At 57.4% G+C, this 19,119-nt stretch carries 19 protein-coding genes; 8 read left to right on the top strand and 11 right to left on the bottom strand.

The window, feature by feature from the left end; all coding sequences use genetic code 11:
- Window positions 1–151 precede the first annotated feature (151 nt).
- A complete protein-coding gene (locus AC1RPZ_RS12820; protein ID WP_493137391.1) occupies window positions 152–331 on the top strand; it encodes a PA1571 family protein in 180 nt (59 codons plus the stop codon).
- Between the two features lie 219 nt (window positions 332–550).
- Here the strand turns inward: AC1RPZ_RS12820 and AC1RPZ_RS12815 are convergent, their stop codons facing one another.
- Window positions 551–1,303 carry a DUF899 domain-containing protein gene (locus AC1RPZ_RS12815; protein ID WP_493137389.1) on the bottom strand — a complete coding sequence of 251 codons (753 nt, stop codon included), beginning with the start codon at window positions 1,301–1,303 and terminating at the stop codon, window positions 551–553.
- Window positions 1,304–1,416: 113 nt separating this feature from the next.
- Between AC1RPZ_RS12815 and AC1RPZ_RS12810 the strand changes: the two genes are divergently transcribed.
- The gene (locus tag AC1RPZ_RS12810) at window positions 1,417–2,637 is read left to right on the top strand and encodes a helix-turn-helix domain-containing protein (protein ID WP_493137388.1); all 1,221 of its coding nucleotides are present in this window, start codon (window positions 1,417–1,419) and stop codon (window positions 2,635–2,637) included.
- A gap of 35 nt (window positions 2,638–2,672) precedes the next feature.
- Window positions 2,673–3,302, top strand: a complete 630-nt coding sequence (locus AC1RPZ_RS12805; RefSeq protein WP_493137387.1) for a Vgb family protein — start codon at window positions 2,673–2,675, stop codon at window positions 3,300–3,302.
- Between the two features lie 202 nt (window positions 3,303–3,504).
- On the opposite strand, the gene aepX is transcribed toward AC1RPZ_RS12805, so the two are convergent.
- The 7 genes from aepX to AC1RPZ_RS12770 all read right to left on the bottom strand — a co-directional run bounded on the left by aepX (window position 3,505) and on the right by AC1RPZ_RS12770 (window position 11,945).
- Window positions 3,505–4,395, bottom strand: coding sequence for a phosphoenolpyruvate mutase (gene aepX / locus AC1RPZ_RS12800; RefSeq protein ID WP_493137386.1), 891 nt, complete (start codon window positions 4,393–4,395; stop codon window positions 3,505–3,507).
- Between the two features lie 68 nt (window positions 4,396–4,463).
- On the bottom strand, window positions 4,464–5,849 hold the full coding sequence (fumC, locus tag AC1RPZ_RS12795; RefSeq protein ID WP_493137385.1) for a class II fumarate hydratase: 1,386 nt from the start codon (window positions 5,847–5,849) through the stop codon (window positions 4,464–4,466).
- Window positions 5,850–5,954: 105 nt separating this feature from the next.
- The gene (locus AC1RPZ_RS12790; protein WP_493137384.1) at window positions 5,955–6,803 is read right to left on the bottom strand and encodes a hypothetical protein; all 849 of its coding nucleotides are present in this window, start codon (window positions 6,801–6,803) and stop codon (window positions 5,955–5,957) included.
- 55 nt (window positions 6,804–6,858) lie between these two features.
- A complete protein-coding gene (locus tag AC1RPZ_RS12785; protein WP_493137382.1) occupies window positions 6,859–8,085 on the bottom strand; it encodes a pyridoxal phosphate-dependent aminotransferase in 1,227 nt (408 codons plus the stop codon).
- 359 nt (window positions 8,086–8,444) lie between these two features.
- Window positions 8,445–9,677, bottom strand: a complete 1,233-nt coding sequence (locus AC1RPZ_RS12780; protein ID WP_493137381.1) for an MFS transporter — start codon at window positions 9,675–9,677, stop codon at window positions 8,445–8,447.
- Window positions 9,678–9,870: 193 nt separating this feature from the next.
- Window positions 9,871–10,695, bottom strand: coding sequence for a hypothetical protein (locus tag AC1RPZ_RS12775; protein WP_493137379.1), 825 nt, complete (start codon window positions 10,693–10,695; stop codon window positions 9,871–9,873).
- A gap of 2 nt (window positions 10,696–10,697) precedes the next feature.
- Window positions 10,698–11,945: an MFS transporter gene (locus AC1RPZ_RS12770; RefSeq protein WP_493137377.1), complete on the bottom strand. Its 1,248-nt coding sequence runs from the start codon at window positions 11,943–11,945 to the stop codon at window positions 10,698–10,700.
- Window positions 11,946–12,040: 95 nt separating this feature from the next.
- On the opposite strand from AC1RPZ_RS12770, the gene AC1RPZ_RS12765 reads away from it, so the two are divergent.
- Window positions 12,041–12,949, top strand: a complete 909-nt coding sequence (locus AC1RPZ_RS12765) for a LysR family transcriptional regulator (protein ID WP_493137376.1) — start codon at window positions 12,041–12,043, stop codon at window positions 12,947–12,949.
- A gap of 41 nt (window positions 12,950–12,990) precedes the next feature.
- Here the strand turns inward: AC1RPZ_RS12765 and AC1RPZ_RS12760 are convergent, their stop codons facing one another.
- Both AC1RPZ_RS12760 and AC1RPZ_RS12755 read right to left on the bottom strand, forming a co-directional pair.
- Window positions 12,991–14,802, bottom strand: coding sequence for an ABC transporter ATP-binding protein (locus AC1RPZ_RS12760; protein ID WP_493137375.1), 1,812 nt, complete (start codon window positions 14,800–14,802; stop codon window positions 12,991–12,993).
- Between the two features lie 186 nt (window positions 14,803–14,988).
- Window positions 14,989–15,441 carry an Lrp/AsnC family transcriptional regulator gene (locus AC1RPZ_RS12755; RefSeq protein WP_493137479.1) on the bottom strand — a complete coding sequence of 151 codons (453 nt, stop codon included), beginning with the start codon at window positions 15,439–15,441 and terminating at the stop codon, window positions 14,989–14,991.
- A gap of 186 nt (window positions 15,442–15,627) precedes the next feature.
- Here AC1RPZ_RS12755 and AC1RPZ_RS12750 point away from each other — a divergent pair, with 186 nt between their 5' ends.
- The 4 genes from AC1RPZ_RS12750 (at window position 15,628) to AC1RPZ_RS12735 (ending at window position 18,167) form a co-directional block, all read left to right on the top strand.
- Window positions 15,628–16,245, top strand: coding sequence for a LysE family translocator (locus AC1RPZ_RS12750; protein WP_493137373.1), 618 nt, complete (start codon window positions 15,628–15,630; stop codon window positions 16,243–16,245).
- A gap of 26 nt (window positions 16,246–16,271) precedes the next feature.
- Window positions 16,272–17,114, top strand: a complete 843-nt coding sequence (panB, locus tag AC1RPZ_RS12745) for a 3-methyl-2-oxobutanoate hydroxymethyltransferase (RefSeq protein WP_493137372.1) — start codon at window positions 16,272–16,274, stop codon at window positions 17,112–17,114.
- A gap of 30 nt (window positions 17,115–17,144) precedes the next feature.
- Window positions 17,145–17,630 (top strand): MaoC family dehydratase, encoded by a 486-nt coding sequence (locus AC1RPZ_RS12740; protein ID WP_493137371.1) that lies wholly within the window; start codon window positions 17,145–17,147, stop codon window positions 17,628–17,630.
- Window positions 17,631–17,885: 255 nt separating this feature from the next.
- Window positions 17,886–18,167 carry a DUF3761 domain-containing protein gene (locus AC1RPZ_RS12735; RefSeq protein ID WP_493137370.1) on the top strand — a complete coding sequence of 94 codons (282 nt, stop codon included), beginning with the start codon at window positions 17,886–17,888 and terminating at the stop codon, window positions 18,165–18,167.
- 51 nt (window positions 18,168–18,218) lie between these two features.
- Here AC1RPZ_RS12735 and AC1RPZ_RS12730 read toward each other — a convergent pair whose 3' ends face one another.
- Window positions 18,219–18,563: an NIPSNAP family protein gene (locus AC1RPZ_RS12730; protein ID WP_493137369.1), complete on the bottom strand. Its 345-nt coding sequence runs from the start codon at window positions 18,561–18,563 to the stop codon at window positions 18,219–18,221.
- Between the last annotated feature and the right edge of the window lie 556 nt (window positions 18,564–19,119).

The following is a 19,119-nucleotide window of genomic DNA, read 5'->3' as shown; positions in this document are numbered from 1 at the left end:
AGCCTAGATGTTATTGGTCTAAAGTCCCGCTAGAAGTCCAAGGTTATTTCTGGTGGACTGGTAGTGCCGCCTTGTCCCCTGTAGGGAGTTGTCACAGCCTGGTCATTTGGTGGTTTTACAGTAAACGAACACCCTGATGAGGAGACAGGCCATGTCCTTGCAAAACAGCAGCGATGACAAGATTCAAGTGATCCGTACCCAGCCAGACCAGTCTTTGGGGTGCTCCATCATTGACGCCCAAGGGCGCGAAGTGCCGATTACAGAAGATATGATCCAGAGTGCGTGCCGCGAACTGGAACAACGGTTGGTCAAGCCTGCCAAGCAAGACTGATACATAGCCTGACGTCTTCCGACCCGGCCCCTTGGCCGGGTTTTTTACGGCTGCCATTTGTAGAGGCCCATTGCGGGCCGGATCAAGCACAGGATTCAGGCCAACGCACATCGCTGCGACGGTAAAGGCTCAGCCCAACAGCAAGAAACGCCAGCAATCCGGCGCAACGGCGATTGATCCATTGCATAACCCTGGCGAAGAAAGTCTGCATGGCGTGACTCAGTGCTTGTCGTACTCGTCGTGACGGCGCCACCAGGGGCCCGTCTCGTTGCGTCCCTTAGGGGCGCGGTCGAGCCATTGGTACATGCCCCAGAGGCCATCCAGCCCGCGCGCATAGGTGGAATAGGTGTGGTAGACGACACCGTCCTCGAGCAAAAACGCGCTCATTCCCGGCCTGTCCCGCGAATACGTGGGAGCGTCGGTTCCGCAGGTGGCCGCGAACCGGGCAACGGGTTCCGGGACCTGTGTCGCATCCATCGCATGGCCGCCGCGCTGATAGTTGTATTCGACGATCCCCTCGCGCTGTTGCTCCTCGGTGAACGAGACGTTGAAGTCGCTGTCGAGCGAAGACACCCAGGGAAACGTCCACCCCATTCGTCGCTTGTACGCCTGTAGCTTCGCCAGCGGCGCTCGCGACACCGCCGACAGCGTGACATCGTGGTTGGCCAGGTGGACAGCGAAGCCGTTGAACCCGTCCGCAATCGCCGAGCAGGACGGACACCCCGCTGTGTAGTCAGGCCCGAACATGAAGTGGTAGACGAGGAGCTGCGAGCGCCCTCTAAAGAGGTCTGCCAGCGAGGCGCGCCCTTCATCAGTCTCGAATCGGAACGCCTTGTCGACCCGAACCCACGGCAGCGCCTGACGTTGCCGCGCCAGCTCGTCACTGCGCCGCGTTAGCGCCTTCTCCGCGTCAAGCAGCTCAAGCCGCGCTGCCAGCCATTCTTCACGTGTGCCGGTCATGTGTCTGGTCATGATTTTTCGCTCCCATGGGTGCGGTTCTCGATGCGACGGGTTGTTTGGTGGTCGTGAGATAGACTAAGCAGCGGGCATCGGAAGGTGGGAGTGACAAGTGTGGCGCGATTCAGATGGACTCGCTAATCACGGCGGCGGCGCGTGCGCTCGCAGCGGGTGATCCCCTCGGCGCATTGAACCGGGTCGCCTTGCGCGACGATGCGCCTGCGCTCGCGCTTCGAGGGATCGCGATGGCGCAGCTCGGCGAGCTTGTTCGAGCGAAGGCTCTATTGCGAAGTGCGGCACGTGCCTTCGGTCCGAAAGAAGCCTTGGCCCGTGCGCGGTGTGTCGTCGCCGAGGCCGAGATCGCACTCGCTTCACGCGACCTGGGCTGGCCTGCGAAGGCGCTCGACGCAGCGCGGGCGACGCTTGAGGAGCATGGTGACCGGGTGAACGCTGCACATGCGCGGTATCTCGAGATCCGGCGCTTGCTCCTGATCGGGCACCTCGACGAGGCCGAACATACGCTCGCCGAGCTCGACCCCACGCCTTTACCACCTGCATCGAGGGCCGTCCACGAGCTGATCGTTGCGGGGATCGCGATGCGTCGCCTCCAGGCGAAGACGGCGCGCGCTGCGCTCGCTCGGGCTGAGCATGCCGCGCACCACGCTGGCATCCCTGCGCTGACAGCCGAGGTCGAAAGCGCATCCCTCATCCTCAACACGCCTGCGGCGCGCCTGATTCAACGTGGCGAGGAACGACTCCTGTTGCTTGAGGAGGTTGAAGCGTTACTGGCGTCGGAGGCGCTGGTCGTGGACGCCTGCCGTCATGTCGTGCGTGACGCACGCTCGCTGGTCTCGCTCGCAAGGCGTCCGGTGTTGTTCGCGCTCACGCGAGCACTGGGTGAAGCGTGGCCCGCCGACGTGCCGAGGGAGACGCTCATCGCCCGAGCCTTCCGATTGAAGCTCACTGATGAGTCGCATCGCGCGCGCTTGCGCGTCGAAGTCGGGCGGCTTCGGGTGGCGCTTCGGACATTGGCCGGTGTGACCGCGACGAAGCGCGGGTTTGCACTGGTGCCGTACGGCGCACCGGAGGTCGTCGTGCTGGCGCGGCCCGTCGAAGAGAAGCAGGCGGCGGTACTCGCCTTCCTCGCTGACGGTGAATCGTGGTCGAGCTCGGCCCTGGCGCTCGCGCTTGGAGCCAGCCAACGCAGCGCGCAGCGCGCACTCGACTCACTGGCGGCATCCGGCAAGGTGCAGTGGATGGGTCGCGGGCGAGCGCGTCGCTGGATGACCCCGCCGGTGCCGGGTTTCGCGACATCTTTGTTACTCCCGGCTCCACTACCGAGTGACTAGGATCAATCCACTACCCCGCCACCAGAGTGAAAGACATGAAACGATCAGCAGCTGAAATCATCCGTGAATATGGACCCTTTCCGGGTATCGACAATGTGCATGGGGTCACCTATGACGGTCAGCACGTCTGGTTTGCTTCTGGAGACAAGCTGAACGCCCTCGATCCGGCGAGCGGGAAAACGCTGCGCTCGATCGATGTCGCCGCACATGCAGGAACAGCCTTCGACGGCCAGCATCTGTTTCAGATCGCCGAGGATCGCATCCAGAAGATCGACCCGAAGACCGGTCGTGTGCTCGCCACGATCCCGGCGCCCGGCAGCAGTGACTCGGGGCTCACGTGGGCCGAGGGGACGCTCTGGGTGGGCGAGTATCGGGACCGAAAAATTCATCAAATCGATCCCCGGACCGGGTCGATTCTGCGCACCATCGAGTCCAACCGCTTCGTCACCGGCGTCACCTGGGTCGACGGAGAACTCTGGCACGGCACCTGGGAAGGTGACGAGAGCGAATTGAGGCACGTCGATCCTCGAACGGGAGAAGTCCTGAAGAGCCTCAAGATGCCTTCCGGCGCCGGCGTATCGGGGCTCGAATCGGATGGCGCCGATCAGTTCTTCTGCGGAGGCGGAAACAGCGGCAAGGTGAGAGCTGTTCGCCGACCTGAATGAGATTTCGCGGTTGGCAGCGGCGCCGAGGTCCGCTGCCGATGCGTGCGGGGCAAACGGATTGGCGAGACATCCCCACCATCGTCTGACCGGCCCGTAACCATCACTTAAACCATAACACCTGACGGTGACCGTCTGGCTCATTAGGCCAGTCGGTCGCCGTTACGTGTTCCGCTTATACGAATCCCCGGAAACGAAAAGTGATCTACCTGGTGCCAGGAACCACATCAAGTATTTCATCGATGCCAAGGCAACGAGGTTCGATCTCCAGCGTTCTACCATGCGCCAGTATTCCAGCAGCGACATCCCTCATCGCCAGATAAGCGCTGCGCAGCATATGGTTCGCGTAAATGACCGCGTTGAATCCTGCCCTCTCCAACTCATCGAAGCTTAAGTGGGCATAACTCGTCGGCACGCAAATCAGTGGCACCCGCGCGTAGTGCATTCGGAACAACCTTGCAAACTCCAGGATCTCCAAACCGTCCTTTTTCCGACTATGAATCATGATCCCGTCGGCGCCGGCCTCGACATAGGCCAGGCAACGCTCGATGGCGTCCTCCATACCTCTATCCAGGATCAAACTCTCACAACGCGCAATGATCATCAGATCCTGATTGCTTCGACTAGCGCATCCCACACGAATTTTTTCGCAAAATTCTTCGATGGAGTCTTGTACCTGACTGACGGCGTTGCCAAACAAAGAGTTCTTCTTGAGTCCACATTTATCTTCGATGACAACCGCCGACACCCCGGCGCGCTCAAGCATTTTTACATGAATCGCAAAATGCTCCGATTTGCCGCCGGTATCACCGTCGAAAATTAAAGGTAGAGAGCAGACATCAAAAATCTCGCGAATGCCGTGCAAACGGTTACTGGGCGAAAGGATTTCAATGTCGGGCAAACCTCTCTGTGTCGAATCAGTCAACGAACTCGACCAAATGGCATCGTATGTCACACTTTGCCCGGAGGTAAGTTCAAGTTTTGCTTGTTCTGCCAGCAAGGCTGAAATCGGACTATGAGCTTCGAGCACTCGAAGACAACGTTTACTATCGAGCAATTTTGCCAGGTTGGTTCGGCGAACATCAGTGTCAATCATACGAATTTACGCTCCATTTTTATAATTAAAACGAGCCACACCTGAACGGCAACAATCGCCAAAACTCACTAAGGATGAGTCATGTCCAAGGGCACAACGTACTTGTCGAAATTCGCCGTAGAGACCAACCCCAGCTCATCAGCTACTTCGCGCAGCGATTTCCCTTCATGGTGAGCAGTCTTCGCGATAACCGCCGCCTTGTCGTAACCGATATACCGATTGAGTGCGGTAACCAGCATCAGATTTTTTCCGATATTTTCATTCATTTTCTCGAGGTTCGGCTCGATACCGACGGCACAGTTATCATTAAAGGCTCGGCATGCGTCAGCCAGCAAATCTATGCTCTCCAATACGTTATGAACCATCACCGGCTTATAGACATTGAGCTGAAAGTTACCTTGACTGCCGGCAAATGCCACCGTCGCATCATTGCCAAACACCTGGGTACATACCATCGTCAGTGCTTCGCACTGTGTAGGATTGACCTTGCCCGGCATTATTGAAGAGCCCGGTTCGTTCTCGGGAATATCCATTTCGCCAATACCGCATCTCGGTCCGCTTGCGAGCCAGCGCACATCATTGGCAATCTTGAGCAACGCCATAGCCAGCGTCCGAATAGCAGCAGAAGTACTCACCAGCGCGTCATGGGCAGACAGAGAAAAAAATTTGTTAGAAGACGCTTTAAACGGGAATCCAGTCAGTTCAGCGATGAACTTGGCACACACGTCACCAAACAACGGATGAGCGTTTAATCCCGTGCCCACTGCGGTACCACCAATGGCCAGATCGTACAGGCCCGTCAAATTGTTTTTAATTGAAACCACTGCATAATCAATTTGCTCAACCCACCCACCAATCTCTTGTCCGAATGTGATGGGCGTGGCGTCTTGCAAGTGCGTCCGACCGACTTTCACAACCTCGGAAAACTGCTGTGACTTCTCGGCCAACGTATCACGCAAACGTGAGACATCAGGAAATAACGTTTCGAATATTTCACTGACAACGGCCATATACATCGCTGTCGGGAAGGTATCGTTTGACGATTGACCCCGATTGACGTGGTCATTCGGATGGATCGGCGCCTTGCTGCCCATTACGCCGCCTGCCAGCTCGATGGCCCGGTTTGAAATGACCTCGTTGGCATTCATGTTGGACTGGGTCCCCGATCCCGTCTGAAACACCACCAGCGGAAAGTGCTCATCCAGGCGCCCGGTAATCACTTCATCTGCCGCCTGCACGATGGGGAGCGCTATCGACTCGGGCAATTCGCCGAGCTCGAGATTTGCCAAAGCCGCCGACTTCTTCAAAATCCCCATTGCCTTGATCATCGGTGTTCCCCATCGGAAACGAGACCGGCCAATCGGAAAGTTGACGATAGAACGTTCGGTTTGTGCTCCCCAGTACTTGTCGGAAGGTACCGCAATAGATCCCATCGAATCAGATTCGAAGCGCATGAGTATTTACCTGTAGAAACCCGTCAAAGTTGTCGGTATGGAAAGTTGTTGTCTAACGCCTTCGTCGCGTAACCGCCGCCAATGTTGCTCAGCGGTCAAATCACGCTAATCCCAGGCAGGCAGTTCGCTTTTCAGCACAGAAGCCATCTTCCCAAGGTGCTCACAGGCCTTGGCCACGTACTCCCTGGACAGACTCTCGATACGCCGGTAGTTGATCTCTTGATGGGTAGCGCTGGCATAGAGTCTCAATGCCTCTGCTGCATGCCTGAAATGTCGAGCCTCTACACTTCCACAATGGACGCTGAGAAATGCAGCAACCCGATTGGCCTCACCCGATGGATAGCCGCGGACTTCCCGAAGCCACTGCTTCCACATCGGCGTCATCAGGTTGTATTCGCCGGTGTTGAACAACTCGGTCATTGCCATCATCTCAAGCGCTTCGATGAGGTCCGGCGCCAAGGGTCTTTTTTGCCCCACCCATGTAGAAAACTCTTTTGTGACAGGATCGAGAAACGTGTCCTGGAGGCGCCAGTTGTCAGAGCCACAGATGGCGGACGCCATGCGGTAATACAACTTTGAATGGTGAGGATGCCCATGCATTTCGCCAAGCCCCACATCCTCGATAATAATTTCCCCGCAATGCCGCGCCGCTTCCAGCATCTTCAACTTGGCGTCATCAGTCGTTAACGACTCGGCTTCCTGAAGTATTCGCACAATGATGCTAGATACCGCATGGGCAGCCCCGTCTGGACTTCTCCACCCACAAAAGAAGGTGCAAAGCGAGGCTTCGGACCAGTTGCTGGCGGTCATGCCTTCATAGGTATTGCGATACGCGTTCAACTTATCAGGGTTACTTTCAAAACCACTCAGTAGTGCTTCAACGAGATTCCTGTCTTCGACATCGACCAGTGCCTGGTTGACATAATCGATAAAATCCTGACTCGATTTCGCCACAATCTTTCTCCTGTAGTAATGGATCACTTCACAACGACACGATGGGTAAAGACGCTTAAATGACAAGCGCTGACATGAATTGACCAAAGCGCGTCAAGCCTTCAATCAGTTCTTCGCGGTCAACGGCATACGATAGTCGAATGCTGTTGGAGTCACCGCAGCCGGAACCTGGAACGACAGCAATATGAGCCTCGGTCAATAGCAAGTCGGCAAGATGATCTACGTCGCGAACTTTTGTCCCGAGATAACGGCAACCCAACTGATGAGAAACATCAATAAAGAGATAAAACGCACCTTCTGGAGGAGCGTATGTAATATTTTCCACACGATCGAGATAAGTACGGGCCCACTGCAATTGCTGTTCGAGAAAGTGATTTACCTCGCCAGTAAAATTCCGGGAATCGGAGGTAAGGGCATTCAGCGCCGCATACTGGGAGAGACTGCTTGGGTTAGAGGTCGTATGCCCTTGCAAGTTATGCATCGCGGAGATCACCTCTGCCGGTGCGCATGCATAACCTACCCTCCACCCCGTCACGGCTTGACTCTTGGAGAATGAATCAACCAAAACAGTCTGTTTCTTGAGCGGCTCGAACAGAGACAAAATGTTGTGATGTTCACTGGGCTGGCGTACCAGGTCTCGATAACATTCGTCGAAAATCACCCAGAGTTGATGATCGAACGCGAGCTTGGCTATTCCCAGTAACTGCTCTCTTTGATAAACCGTTCCCGTTGGATTGTTTGGCGTGTTGATTACGATCATTTTAGTGCGGCTGGTCAGCGCTCTTTCGACCGCCTTGCAGGTTAACCGGTAGTCATTGGGTTTCGTATCCACAAATACCGGCGTGGCGCCTGCAAGAAGGATCTGAGTCGGAAATGTCTCCCAATAAGGAGTCGGAACAATCACCTCGTCACCGGGATTGAGCAGCACCATTGATGCGTTGTAGAGTGCTTGCTTGGCGCCTGCTGTTACAGCCACCTCATTGGCGGCGAAATGTACACCGCAGCGTTGACTGACACGTTCCGCGAGCTTTTCGCGAAGCTGAGGCAACCCGAGGGGCGGTGTATAACGATTTCGCGCACTTTCTATCGCCTCGATGGCTCCCGCCTTCATCTCTGCGCAGGCATCGAACGATAACTCCCCCGCAGCAAAGTTAATCACCCTGATGCCACTTTCTTTCAAGGCATTGGCTTTACTCCGCATACTGGATGTTCCCGGAGCACTGAGATTAAGAGCACGATTTGATAACGAAAATCGGATGGCGGAGGTCTCGCTTTTATTCATATTTTTACCTGCGAAGACGATTTGAAAATAAAGTGACCTGATGACCGGAAGTTCCCCATACCGCCGAAAGAGATGCCTTGCCTGACCGAGTCTTCTCACATTTTGACGACCGACAGAAATGTGGGCCAATACTGTTTCCGTCGTGATTGATACTGAAAAAACAATAAATGCCAGAGCCTCGCCGTCTCCGTTACTTAGTGACCATCGCCGACGAGTTGCATGTATGCGAGCGTCATCCCGATGTCCGATGCGCTCTCGGAAATAGAGGCCCACCAAGTCCTGCGCCCCCCTCGTAACAGAGTGGCGAATGGCGGTTTAACCCAGGGAAAACCTGAACCATCAGCAAGGAAACCGCGGGCTCAGAACTCAGAGGCGGGCCGCACATCAGCGTCCAGGCCTCTTTGCACATACCAGGACAACGGCAGCGTCATCAACAGCGTGGCGGCCAACGTGATTACAGCAGCGGGGACACCAGTGACATCACCCAGGCTACCGAACAACACGGGCGCCAGCGCCCCGCCGCCTATCGTGCCCGTATAGAACACCGCGAACGCTTGCTCGCGTTTGCCTGCACCTGCTAAATCCGGTACAGCGCCATACAGCACCGACGATGTCCCGTTCAAAACGAGCCCCAGCAGCGGTAACATCGCCATCAGGCCAAAAAACGGCAAATACACCGCCAGGATGATCAACAACGCCGTGGTGAACTCCGTCATCCACACCGTCTTCATCATGCCGATGCGCGTTCCCAGATAACCGCAAAACAACTTGCCGAACCCACCGCCCACGAACAACATCGTCAGCGCCAAACCGATGCCTGCCGTCCCCGCACCTTTGTCTTTCAACAGGAATGGCAAGAAGGTGAGAAAGCCCATCCGAACCGCACTGTCCAGCGTACCGGTCAGGATCAGTGCACGTAGCCCACTGACGGAGCCACTGCCAGTGTTCGCCTTGAGGGCTTTCTCCTGCCGGGACGACGGCACAGCCCGCGCCGGGATCAGCCACCACAGCAAGCCTGCTGCGGCCAGGCCGAGCAGGCCCATCAGCGTGACACTGGCGCGCCAGCTGACGACCGTCAGCAACAAGCCAACTAATCCCGGTATCAATGTTTTGCCGATGTCGCCCGCAAAGTTGTACTGCGACAACGCTTCCTTGACGCCACCTCCCGCCTCGTGAGTATCGGTGATTATCGAGGATGCCAACGGGTGCTGGGTGCTCGCGCCCAATCCCCCCAACAACAGCGCAAACAGCAGCACCGTCAACCCGCCGGCCTGACCCGCCACCAGGTAAGCCAGACCCGCGAGTGCCGTCCCTCCCACCAGCATGCGCTCTCGCCCCCATCGGATTGCTGCCCGACTCGCCAACAGTTGGAAGCCAGCCATCATCCCGGAATAGGCACCGCGCAATAGCCCGACCTGTGCGTAGCTCATGGCGAACTGCGCCTGCCAGATCGGCAACAACACATAGATAAGGTCGGTCAGGCCATCATGGACGGCGTGGGCACCGCAGCCAGCCACCAGGGATCGGCGACGTAATGAAGCATCGGCAGATCGCGACTCACGCAAAGATACTTCGTCTTTCAGATCGTTCATCGTATTGAGAGGCTAACTATTGGGTTGCTGTTTTTTAATCAGGAACAGGACGTAGGTACAGGGATTAGCTGAGTATCCCTACCCCGGACCAGACACGTGAACGCGGCATAAACCGACCCGCGCATTTACAATGCTCAAGCACTGCGACGAGTACTGTCGGCAGCGCCTGACATCAGCCAAGCTTGTCAGCCCTTCACTGCAATAATTGAGCGCAATCCCACATCACGCTGGACTTGCGGCGCAGGTATTCGGAGAAAATTTCCCGCGCGGTTTCCTGATCGACCTGGATCTGCATGGCATCGACAAATTCGCTCACCGCCGCCACGGCATGGGCAAAGTGATTGCTCTCGGTGCCGCCGGTATGGACCGTGACCCAAGCCACCGTGGCGCGGGCTTTTTCTGCAGGCACGCCCATGTCGCGGACGAACCACTGTTTGTACAACGGATGGATGAATTCCACCTCTCCGTGGGTGTAGACCTCGTGGATCAGGGTGGTCAGCAGCCCCTGCAACAGGTCGCGATCGCGCAGACGGCGGGTGTCGGTCCAGTCCTTGAAGGACTGGGCCGAAGGCAGGCAGTTTTCCTTCAGAAGCCACTGATCATCGCCGCAGATGGGCGTGGCCATGTTGTAAAACAGATCCGAGTGCAAGGTATTACCCAGGGCGCCAAGGTCTTCATCGGTAATGCGCTGAAGACTACCGCAGGCCCGGTAGAGCATCTCGGCCGCCTCGGAGCCCTGCTCGGAGCGCGCCAACAAGGTGATACGGTTAGCCAGGCCGGAGACGCTGGCAGCCGAATTGTTGGTCTTGGACCAGCTGGCGAAAAACTTCCGCAACGCCTCTGGAGAATGGCGGCGAGACGTGAGCTTCTCAAAGGCATTTTCGATGTCCACAAGCGTACCCTCTTCGCTCCAGAACGCCTCGAACAGGGCATGCTTCAAGATACTGGCAGGCATGTCGTTCAAGACCGGCTCGACGATCTTCAACAACTGGCTCTGTTGGGTCAGTACGTTATTCATGGTCACCTTACATATTCCTTGTTGGATGATGAATCAAGCGGATTCACGGGCTCGGTCGAACCTGGCCCTTTGCGGTCGCGCATGACCGGTGTTTCGGGTTTTAGGGGCTTCCAGCCGGTCAAGGCGATCAGTAAAGACAACAGCTGGAAGCCGATGATCAGCGCCACACAGCCCTGCCAGCCCCACTGGCTCCAGATCATGGCGGGGACGATGGCGCCGAAACTGCCGCCCAGGTAATAGCAAGTCAGGTACAGCCCCACCGCGCCGGCCTTGTTGTGTCGGGCAGTCGCCGTGGCAAAGGAGTTGGCGGCCGCCTGGGCGAGAAACACCCCAGTCGAACTCAGAGCCAGGCCCAGAACGATCAGCCACAATGAGGGCAGCAGGGTCAGGGCCGAGCCGCTGACCCCGAGCAGCGCCGCGCCCACCAACAATTCCGATTGCGGGCGCGATCTGCTCAAGCGTCCAGCGATAGGGATCACCACCAGCGCCAGCAGGAACACCGCATAGATCGCCCCCAGGGCCGCAGCACCCAGATCGAACGGCGCCTGACTGAGGTACAGCCCGGCGTAGGTAAAGGTCGCCACTTGCGAGAACAACACGCAAAAGCCCACACCGTAGACCGCCAACAAGGGCTTGCTGTACAGCTCGCGAATGGTCAACAGGCGGCTGGGCTTGACCCTGGCAGCCAGCACCGGGTTGGCCGGCAGCAGAAAGTGGATAGCCAGACCGATGAGCAAGCTCAAACCCGCCAACAGTTCGAAAGCCTCACACCAGCCAACATACTCGGCCATGACCCCGGTCACGAAGCGCCCGGCAAAGCCACCCAGCACGGTCCCGGCGACATAGAGACTGGTGACTTCAGTGACGGTGCCGCCGCTCCAGCGATCGCCGATGTAAGCCACGCTGGTGGCGAACACCACCGGAATCAACATACCCTCGGCAAACCGCCAGACCAGCAATTCAGCAAAGCTGCCGGCATGAGCGGTCAACAGGGCCGGTACGGCCAGCAGCAACGCTGCACCGACAATCACCGTGCGCTGATCGATGCGGCCGGTGAGGACGCTGACAAAGGGCGCGGTGATGGCAACCGCCAGAGTGGTGACCGTGATGCTCCATCCGGCCTGCCTCGCGCTCACCTGAAAACTCAGGGCAAACTCCTGGAGAATGCTCTGGGTTGCATACAGGTTGAGGAAGGCCGCACAGCCACACAGAAACAGGGCGATACGAGCACAATGTAGGCGCGAACTCATGAAACCTCTCGTTTTATGACGAAAGGTCTTTATAGAATGTACGGCTTGCCCAAGACCAATACCGAATTCGGACCGATTAATACCCAAGGACCAGGATGCTCGATCTACGCAGGTTGCGTTACTTTTTGACAGTCGCCGAGGAGTTGCATTTTGGCCGCGCAGCACTGCGCCTGCACCTCGCCCAACCGCCCTTGACCCGACAGATTTCGGCACTGGAAGCCGAGCTGGGCTTTCGCCTCTTCGACCGCACCAGCCGTACGGTATCGCTCACTCCACAAGGTCATTACTTCCTGCCATTTGCCCGCAATGTGCTGGAGCAGGTCGACCTGGCCGAAGTCATCGCTGGCAAGCTGGCCACCGGCTCCGCCGGTCAACTCTCCCTGAGTTACGCCAGCTCCATCGCCCTGTCGGATATTTTCAGCCAGGCCATTCAGGCCTTTACCCAACGCTTTCCCAAGGTACAGCTGACCCTGGTGGAAGGGGCCTCGGGCAGCCAGTGGTCGCAAATCGTCGATGGCCGCATCGATATCGGCATGAGTCGGCTACAGCCACCAAGCGGGCAAACCGAGGTCCAGGCACTGTCGCTCGGCGAAGAACCGCTGGTGGCCGCCCTCTCCAGCGACGGCCCGCTGGCCAGCCAAGCTCAAGTGACCCTGGCCCAGCTCAGTGCGCACCCGTTGATTCTGTTTCCAGCCGACTACGGCTCGGGGCTCAACGAGGCCATCGAGCAGCTATACCAACGCAGCGGCCTGCCCCTGCTGCCCGGCCCGACCGGACGGCAGATCACCTCGATTATCGCCCTCGTGGCCGCCGGCCAGGGCGTCGCCCTGGTGCCCCGCTGCACCCAGACCCTGGCGAAAAAAGGTGTGACCTACCGGCCTCTGGCTGACCCCGACGCCACTGCGCAACTGCTGGTGCTCACGCGCAAACAAGGACGCAGCCTGCTGGTCGAGGCATTCATGGGGGTGATCAACGAACTCCTGCTGGCCCGGCAACGCCTCTGAAGGGCGCGATCCTGGCCTGGGGACCTCATGAGGCTCCCGGTCTATCGATAACCCCGCGCCTGCAAGTCAAACAACTGCGCATAACGCCCGCCAGCCGCTACCAGGCTGGCGTGATCGCCCCGCTCCAGGATCGCGCCCTGGTCCAGCACGATGATGTGGTCCGCATTGCGCACACTGGAGAACCGGTGAGAAATCAGCAAGGTCATGCGACCCTGGGTGTGCTGGCTGAAATGCTCGAACACCGCCGCTTCCGCCGCAGGGTCAAGTGCCGAGGTCGGCTCATCCAGAATCAGGATATCGGCGTTGCGACGCATGTAGGCGCGGGACAAGGCAATCTTCTGCCATTGCCCGCCGGAAAGTTCCTGCCCACCGGCAAACCATCGCCCCAATTGAGTGGCATAGCCTCGATCCAGATGTTCGATGAAGGGTGCGGCCATGCCCTCGGCGGCGGCTTCATGCCAGCGCTTTTCATCGTCAAAGGCCAAGGTGTCGCCCACTCCGATGTTCTCGCCGACGGAGAATTGATAGCGAATGTAATCCTGAAAGATGACACCGATGCGCCGACGAAGCGCATCCTCCTCCCACCTCTGCAAATCGCTGCCGTCCAGCAGAATGCGCCCCTGATCGGGGCGATACAAACGGGTCAACAACTTGATGAGCGTGGTCTTGCCCGAACCGTTCTCCCCCACCACCGCCATACTGCGACCCGGTACAAGGTGCAGGTTGATACCCTCCAGAGCGGCTCGACTCGCCCCCGGATAGCGGAAACCTACATTCTCGAAACGCACGCCATCACCGGGCACGCTACCCACGGTCAGGCTTCCGCTCTCCACCACCACCGGTTCGGCGAGGTACTCATAGAGGCTCGACAGGTAAAGCCCGTCCTCATAGAGACCGCTAATGGCGCTCAAACTACTGCTGACGGCAGTCTGCCCCTGCTTGAACAGCACCAGGTACATGGTCATCTGCCCCAGGCTGATGTTGCCGTGAACGGTATCGACCACCACCCAGGCATAGGCCAGATAGAACGCCCCCGTACCCAGCAGACCGAGCACAAATCCCCAGCCATCCCGGCGCAGTGTCAGGCGCCGGTCTTCGGCGTAGAGACGAGCGAACGTGTCTCTGTATCGCTGCAACAGCAGCGGCGCAAAGCCGAACAACTTGACCTCTTTGATGTAGCCCTCGTGGGAGAGCAGCGTTTCGATGTAACTTTGCTGCCGACTCTCCGGCGCGCGACGGGTGAAGAGACGAAACGCATCGCCGGAGAAATGTGCTTCGGCGAAAAACACCGGCAACGCACCGACCACCAGCAGCACCAGCGCCCAAGGTGAAAAATGCACCAGCAACAAGCCGAAACTGATCAGCACAATCAGGTTCTGGATCAGCCCCAGCGACTTGATCACCAGCGCCAACGGCCGGGTCGAGGCCTCGCGCCGCACCCGGACCAATTTGTCGTAAAACTCGGAATTTTCAAACTGCACCAAGGACAAGGTCTGAGCCTTCTCCAGAATCAGGGTGTTGACCTTCTGCCCCAACTGCACCCGCAACAACGACTGCTGGACCGAGAGTGCGCGTTGGGTCCCGGACAGAAACGCGAGCACGCCGGCTTCGAACAGCACATACCGCACAACGGGCCACAACGGCGCACTGCCCTGCTGCGCATGCAACTGCATAGCGGTCACCACCGCATCGACGATGCGCTGCCCCAACCAAGCCGCCAACGCAGGAAGCACACCGGCAATCAGCGTCGCCAGCACCAGCCCCAGAAACAGCCCGCGGGACGTTCCCCAAACCAGCAACAAGGCGCGTCTCGCCTGGTCGAGCAACGAGGCGAAACGGTTAAGAACAGGCATAGGACGATGAGCTCGGCGGTGGACGGAGAAAAGCCGTGTAGGGTTCTGTGAGCATGACAACGCGCCATGGTACTTCAGCTCGACAATGGGCCTCGCGGGAATCTCCGGACAAGCCGATTCCATGCTCAACCCTGCAGACGTAAAACTCTGTGCTGAACGACGAAACCTTTTCGCCTGCCTCTCGTATTACAGAGGCAGAGGTCTATCTTGCACAACCCGCTTCATAACAAGCGTTGAGGTTAGCCGTTGAACGTTGGGCAACGTCGAAAGGCTCTCATCGTAGAGCCTTTGAAAGGCCGGCAAATCCTGAGTGATGACGTGCAGCAGGTAGTCCGGCTCCCCGAATAGCCTCTGGGCATCGACCACTTGCGGGATCTCAACGAGCGCCGTCTCGAAAGCCTCGACAGCTTGCCTGTCGCCCTCGCGAAGCGTGGCAAACACCATGGCGGAAAAGTTAAGGCCCAATGCGCCCGGGTCCAGCTGTGCTCTATAGCCGAGCAACACACCCGACTCTTCCAGTACCCGGACTCGTCGATGGCAAGGGGAAAGACTCAGTCCCACACGCTCGGCGAGTTCGGTGACCGAAAGGCGACCGTCCTTTTGAAGCTCAGAAAGAATCTTTCGATCAATCCTGTCCATTTGGAAGAATCTCCCATCCTGTAGCGTTTTCATGACCATCTTTGAAAGTAAATTCTAACAAGATTTCATTATCCTTCCTCAAACCAATAATTGCCGCACTCCTTGGACCAAAGGAGCGGCGGCCTTTGATTCGCGGAGCAGGACGATGCAGAGAGCGGTGTATCAGCAGCAGGAGTGGGTTGCGCCATGACCTTCAGTATTTTTGTTGCCTTCTGGGCGGTGTCGATTCTGTTCGTCATCACGCCAGGCGCAGATTGGGCCTACGCGATTTCAGCGGGTTTGAGGGGCCGGGTCGTCATACCCGCCGTGGGCGGGCTTTTGTCCGGTCATTTGATAGCAACGGTGATTGTTGCCGGTGGTGTCGGCACCCTGGTTGCCAACCACCCCGTTGCCTTGTCGGTGCTGACCGTTGCTGGAGCGGGTTATCTGCTTTGGTTGGGCATCAACATGCTTGCCCGCCCCGCTACGCCGCACGCTGATGACATTCAGGCGTCGGACTCCTGGAAGCGCTGGGCGATCAAGGGGCTTTGCGTGAGCGGGCTGAATCCGAAAGTGTTCCTGCTGTTCCTGGCGCTATTGCCTCAATTTACCGACGCTGCCGCTGCCTGGCCTGTACCGATGCAGATGATTGCGCTGGGGCTCATCCACACTGTCAGTTGCGGCGTTATCTATCTGCTGGTCGGATTTGGCTCACAGGTCGTACTGCAGGCACGCCCCGCCGCGGCTCACTTTGTCAGTCGTTTCTCCGGAGCGGCCATGATCATCATCGCAGTCGTTCTGCTCACCGAGCAGATGCTGGGTTAATCCATTATTTCAGCGAGACAACGCCAATGAGCGACCAACCTTCACCGTATGGCAGCACCCCTCTCGCCCAACAGGCGCCTCGCGTCCGAATCCCGCATCTGAAACAGATGAAAGTGGAGGGCCAGAAATGGGCGATGCTCACCGCGTATGACATGTATAGCGCAGCCATTTTCGAAGAAGCCGGGATACCCGTCCTGCTGGTGGGCGATTCAGCCTCCAACAATGTCTACGGCAATGAGTCCACACTATCGGTTACCGTTGACGAACTTATTCCTTTGGTTCGTGCAGTCAGCCGGTCGACACAACGAGCACTGGTGATTGCCGATCTGCCGTTCGGCTCGTACCAGGCCTCGGCCGAACAATGCTTCCACACAGCCGTCCGGTTCATGAAAGAAGGCGGCGCACATGCGGTCAAACTGGAGGGCGGGATCGAGGTGTTGCCTCAGGTCGAGAAGCTCGCTAACTCAGGTATACCCGTCATGGCGCACATAGGTTTCACACCACAGATGGAACATCAACTGGGTGGCTACCGCGTCCAGGGCCGGGGCGACGATGCGCAGCGTCTGATAGACAGTGCCAAGGCATTTGAAGCAGCGGGCGCATTCGCTATTTTGATTGAGATGGTGCCAGGCGATGTGGGTCGAGCAATCACTGAAGCGATTTCAATTCCGACCGTCGGGATTGGCGCGGGTAACCACTGTGATGCCCAGGTGCTGGTCTGGCAGGACATGGCCGGACTGCGCACCGGTCGCATGCCGCGATTCGTCAAGCAATACGCCGACCTCCGTTCGGTACTTCACACGGCGGCAAGGGACTTTGCACTTGAGGTGGGGGCAGGAACATTTCCTGGCCCCGAACATACGTTTTAACCGCCCACCCTCACCGCCCAAGGAGCCTTTATGAAGAGCCCAAGAGAACGTGCCGCCGAAGGTCTGCAGGTCGGAGACCGGTTCACGATAGCCCGCTGTTTTTCAGATGAGGATATTCGTCAATTCGCGCAGATTTCTCGAGACTACAATCCGGTTCACTGCGATGCCCGCTATGCGGCGTCGCGCGGGTTCGAGGCGCCCATCGCCCACGGCCTTCTGACAGCCAGCCTCGTCACCGAAATTGGCGGGCAAATCGGTTGGCTGGCAACTGGGATGAGTTTCGCGTTCAAACGACCGGTTTATGCAGGAGAACAGATCACCTGCCACTGGCTGATCGCTGACATCGATGAGCGCGGTCACGCAAAAGCCGAAGTCAGGATACTCAACGCAGAGGGAATCACGGTGCTGGAGGCGACTACGACCGGAGTGCTGCCCGGAACTGAAGAACGTGAACGCCTCAAACAGATGCTTTCTGAAGGGAATCCAACCAACGGGGCTGCCGGATCCATGAGTTGATTCCGACCTTGGAACTCGCAAGGTGCCGACCAGAGAAACCATTTCTCAGTTCTTGAACCTCTTCCTGGAAAAGCCTTTTGATTTCACTGAGCAAAACCTCGAAGAGTATTTCTCCAAGTAGCCTGGCCAGATGCAAATCTATGGTCACCCCGACACCCTGCGAGGGTTACGCTTTCGCAGGGTGTCGGGGTGACCATCTCATTAAAGCCCAGCGCTAGGCTAGACTCTGCCCACACACCAAGGATTGGGCGCCAAATGAAACTAGCCTACCTGGTTCTTACTGCCTGCTTGATCTTTCAGCCCGCTTTCGCAAGGTCTGATACTAATCCCCAAGCAGTAAACCCTGACGAATCGCAGTTGATCGAGCATGGCTCGTACATAAATAGCGCCGGAAAAACCGTACACAGCCCCGCCCATACGAAATCAGATCGTGTACCGGAGGGCGCAACCGCCAAGTGTCGCGACAACTCCTACAGTTTTAGCCAGCACCGACGCGGCACATGCTCTCGGCATGGTGGCGTGATGGCTTGGCTGTAGCCTCATGGGAGCGAGGATGTCAGTGGGCGACTACGCTGATTGAGCATCGCCCTAGATAGATGTGCGGGAAACTCTGATGGCATCAATCGCATCTTGAGTGAGCACCATAACTGTCACTGTACTTACTTCAATCCGACTGATGATGTCTGCCCTCGGGCCTTGTCTCCAGGCAGCGCTTGCGTAGAAAACATTTTGAGAGACTACGCGATGGCTCTCGCTTTCATAGGAGCGAATCAAGTGATAGCTGTCATCGTTATGTAATGAGCCGCCATAAGAAACGACATCCATGCCAGCCTTCAAGTGAAGCGGAACACTTGCCTCTTGCATTAATCGATGGAAATCCGATCCCGATCCCGGTTTCAAGGTGTACATCAGGATTTCAACAATTCGAGTCATTCCAAGTCTTCCATGTGGGATTTCAGGCTCCCATCTTACGAACATGCATCCCCTTCGCAAACCTCTAGCGCTCGCAGCAGTTGTACCTTTTCGTTGGTGCTTCTGCCTCTCTCGCATAAGCATTACAGACTGAGCAAGGATGTGAAGCGATGAACAACAGATGACACACTCGCCTGGCCGAGCCCCAGAAACGACAAAGCCCAGCTCTAGACTGGGCTTTGTCGTGTCGGTCCCCCGAAACCTCCGGCCAATACACCCTCCCGAATCCAAACCTCAATGAAGCAAACACCAGTGCTCCCCAGCGCCGGGATCAAAACGAGATGCTGGCAGAGTGATTAGGCCAATGCATCACCAGTTCATAATCATCGGCAACCCAGGACGGAAATCGTGTGTCTGCTCGCTTGTGCCATGATCGATTTCCAATACGAGAAATTCGCAGCCTTTCCCGTGCTTAAGTCTGTGCATTGCACTGCAATAGTTACGATTGCAGTGCAATGACTGCCGGACTTTTCTGGTTTTGAATTCAGGTCTCTTCCCAAAATGCGCTATCCAGCGC

The organism is Pseudomonas sp. GW822-FHT02D10 (assembly GCF_058802345.1).
The sequence above is the reverse complement of the archived record's forward strand: the minus strand, read 5'-3'. Positions and strand labels throughout refer to the sequence as shown.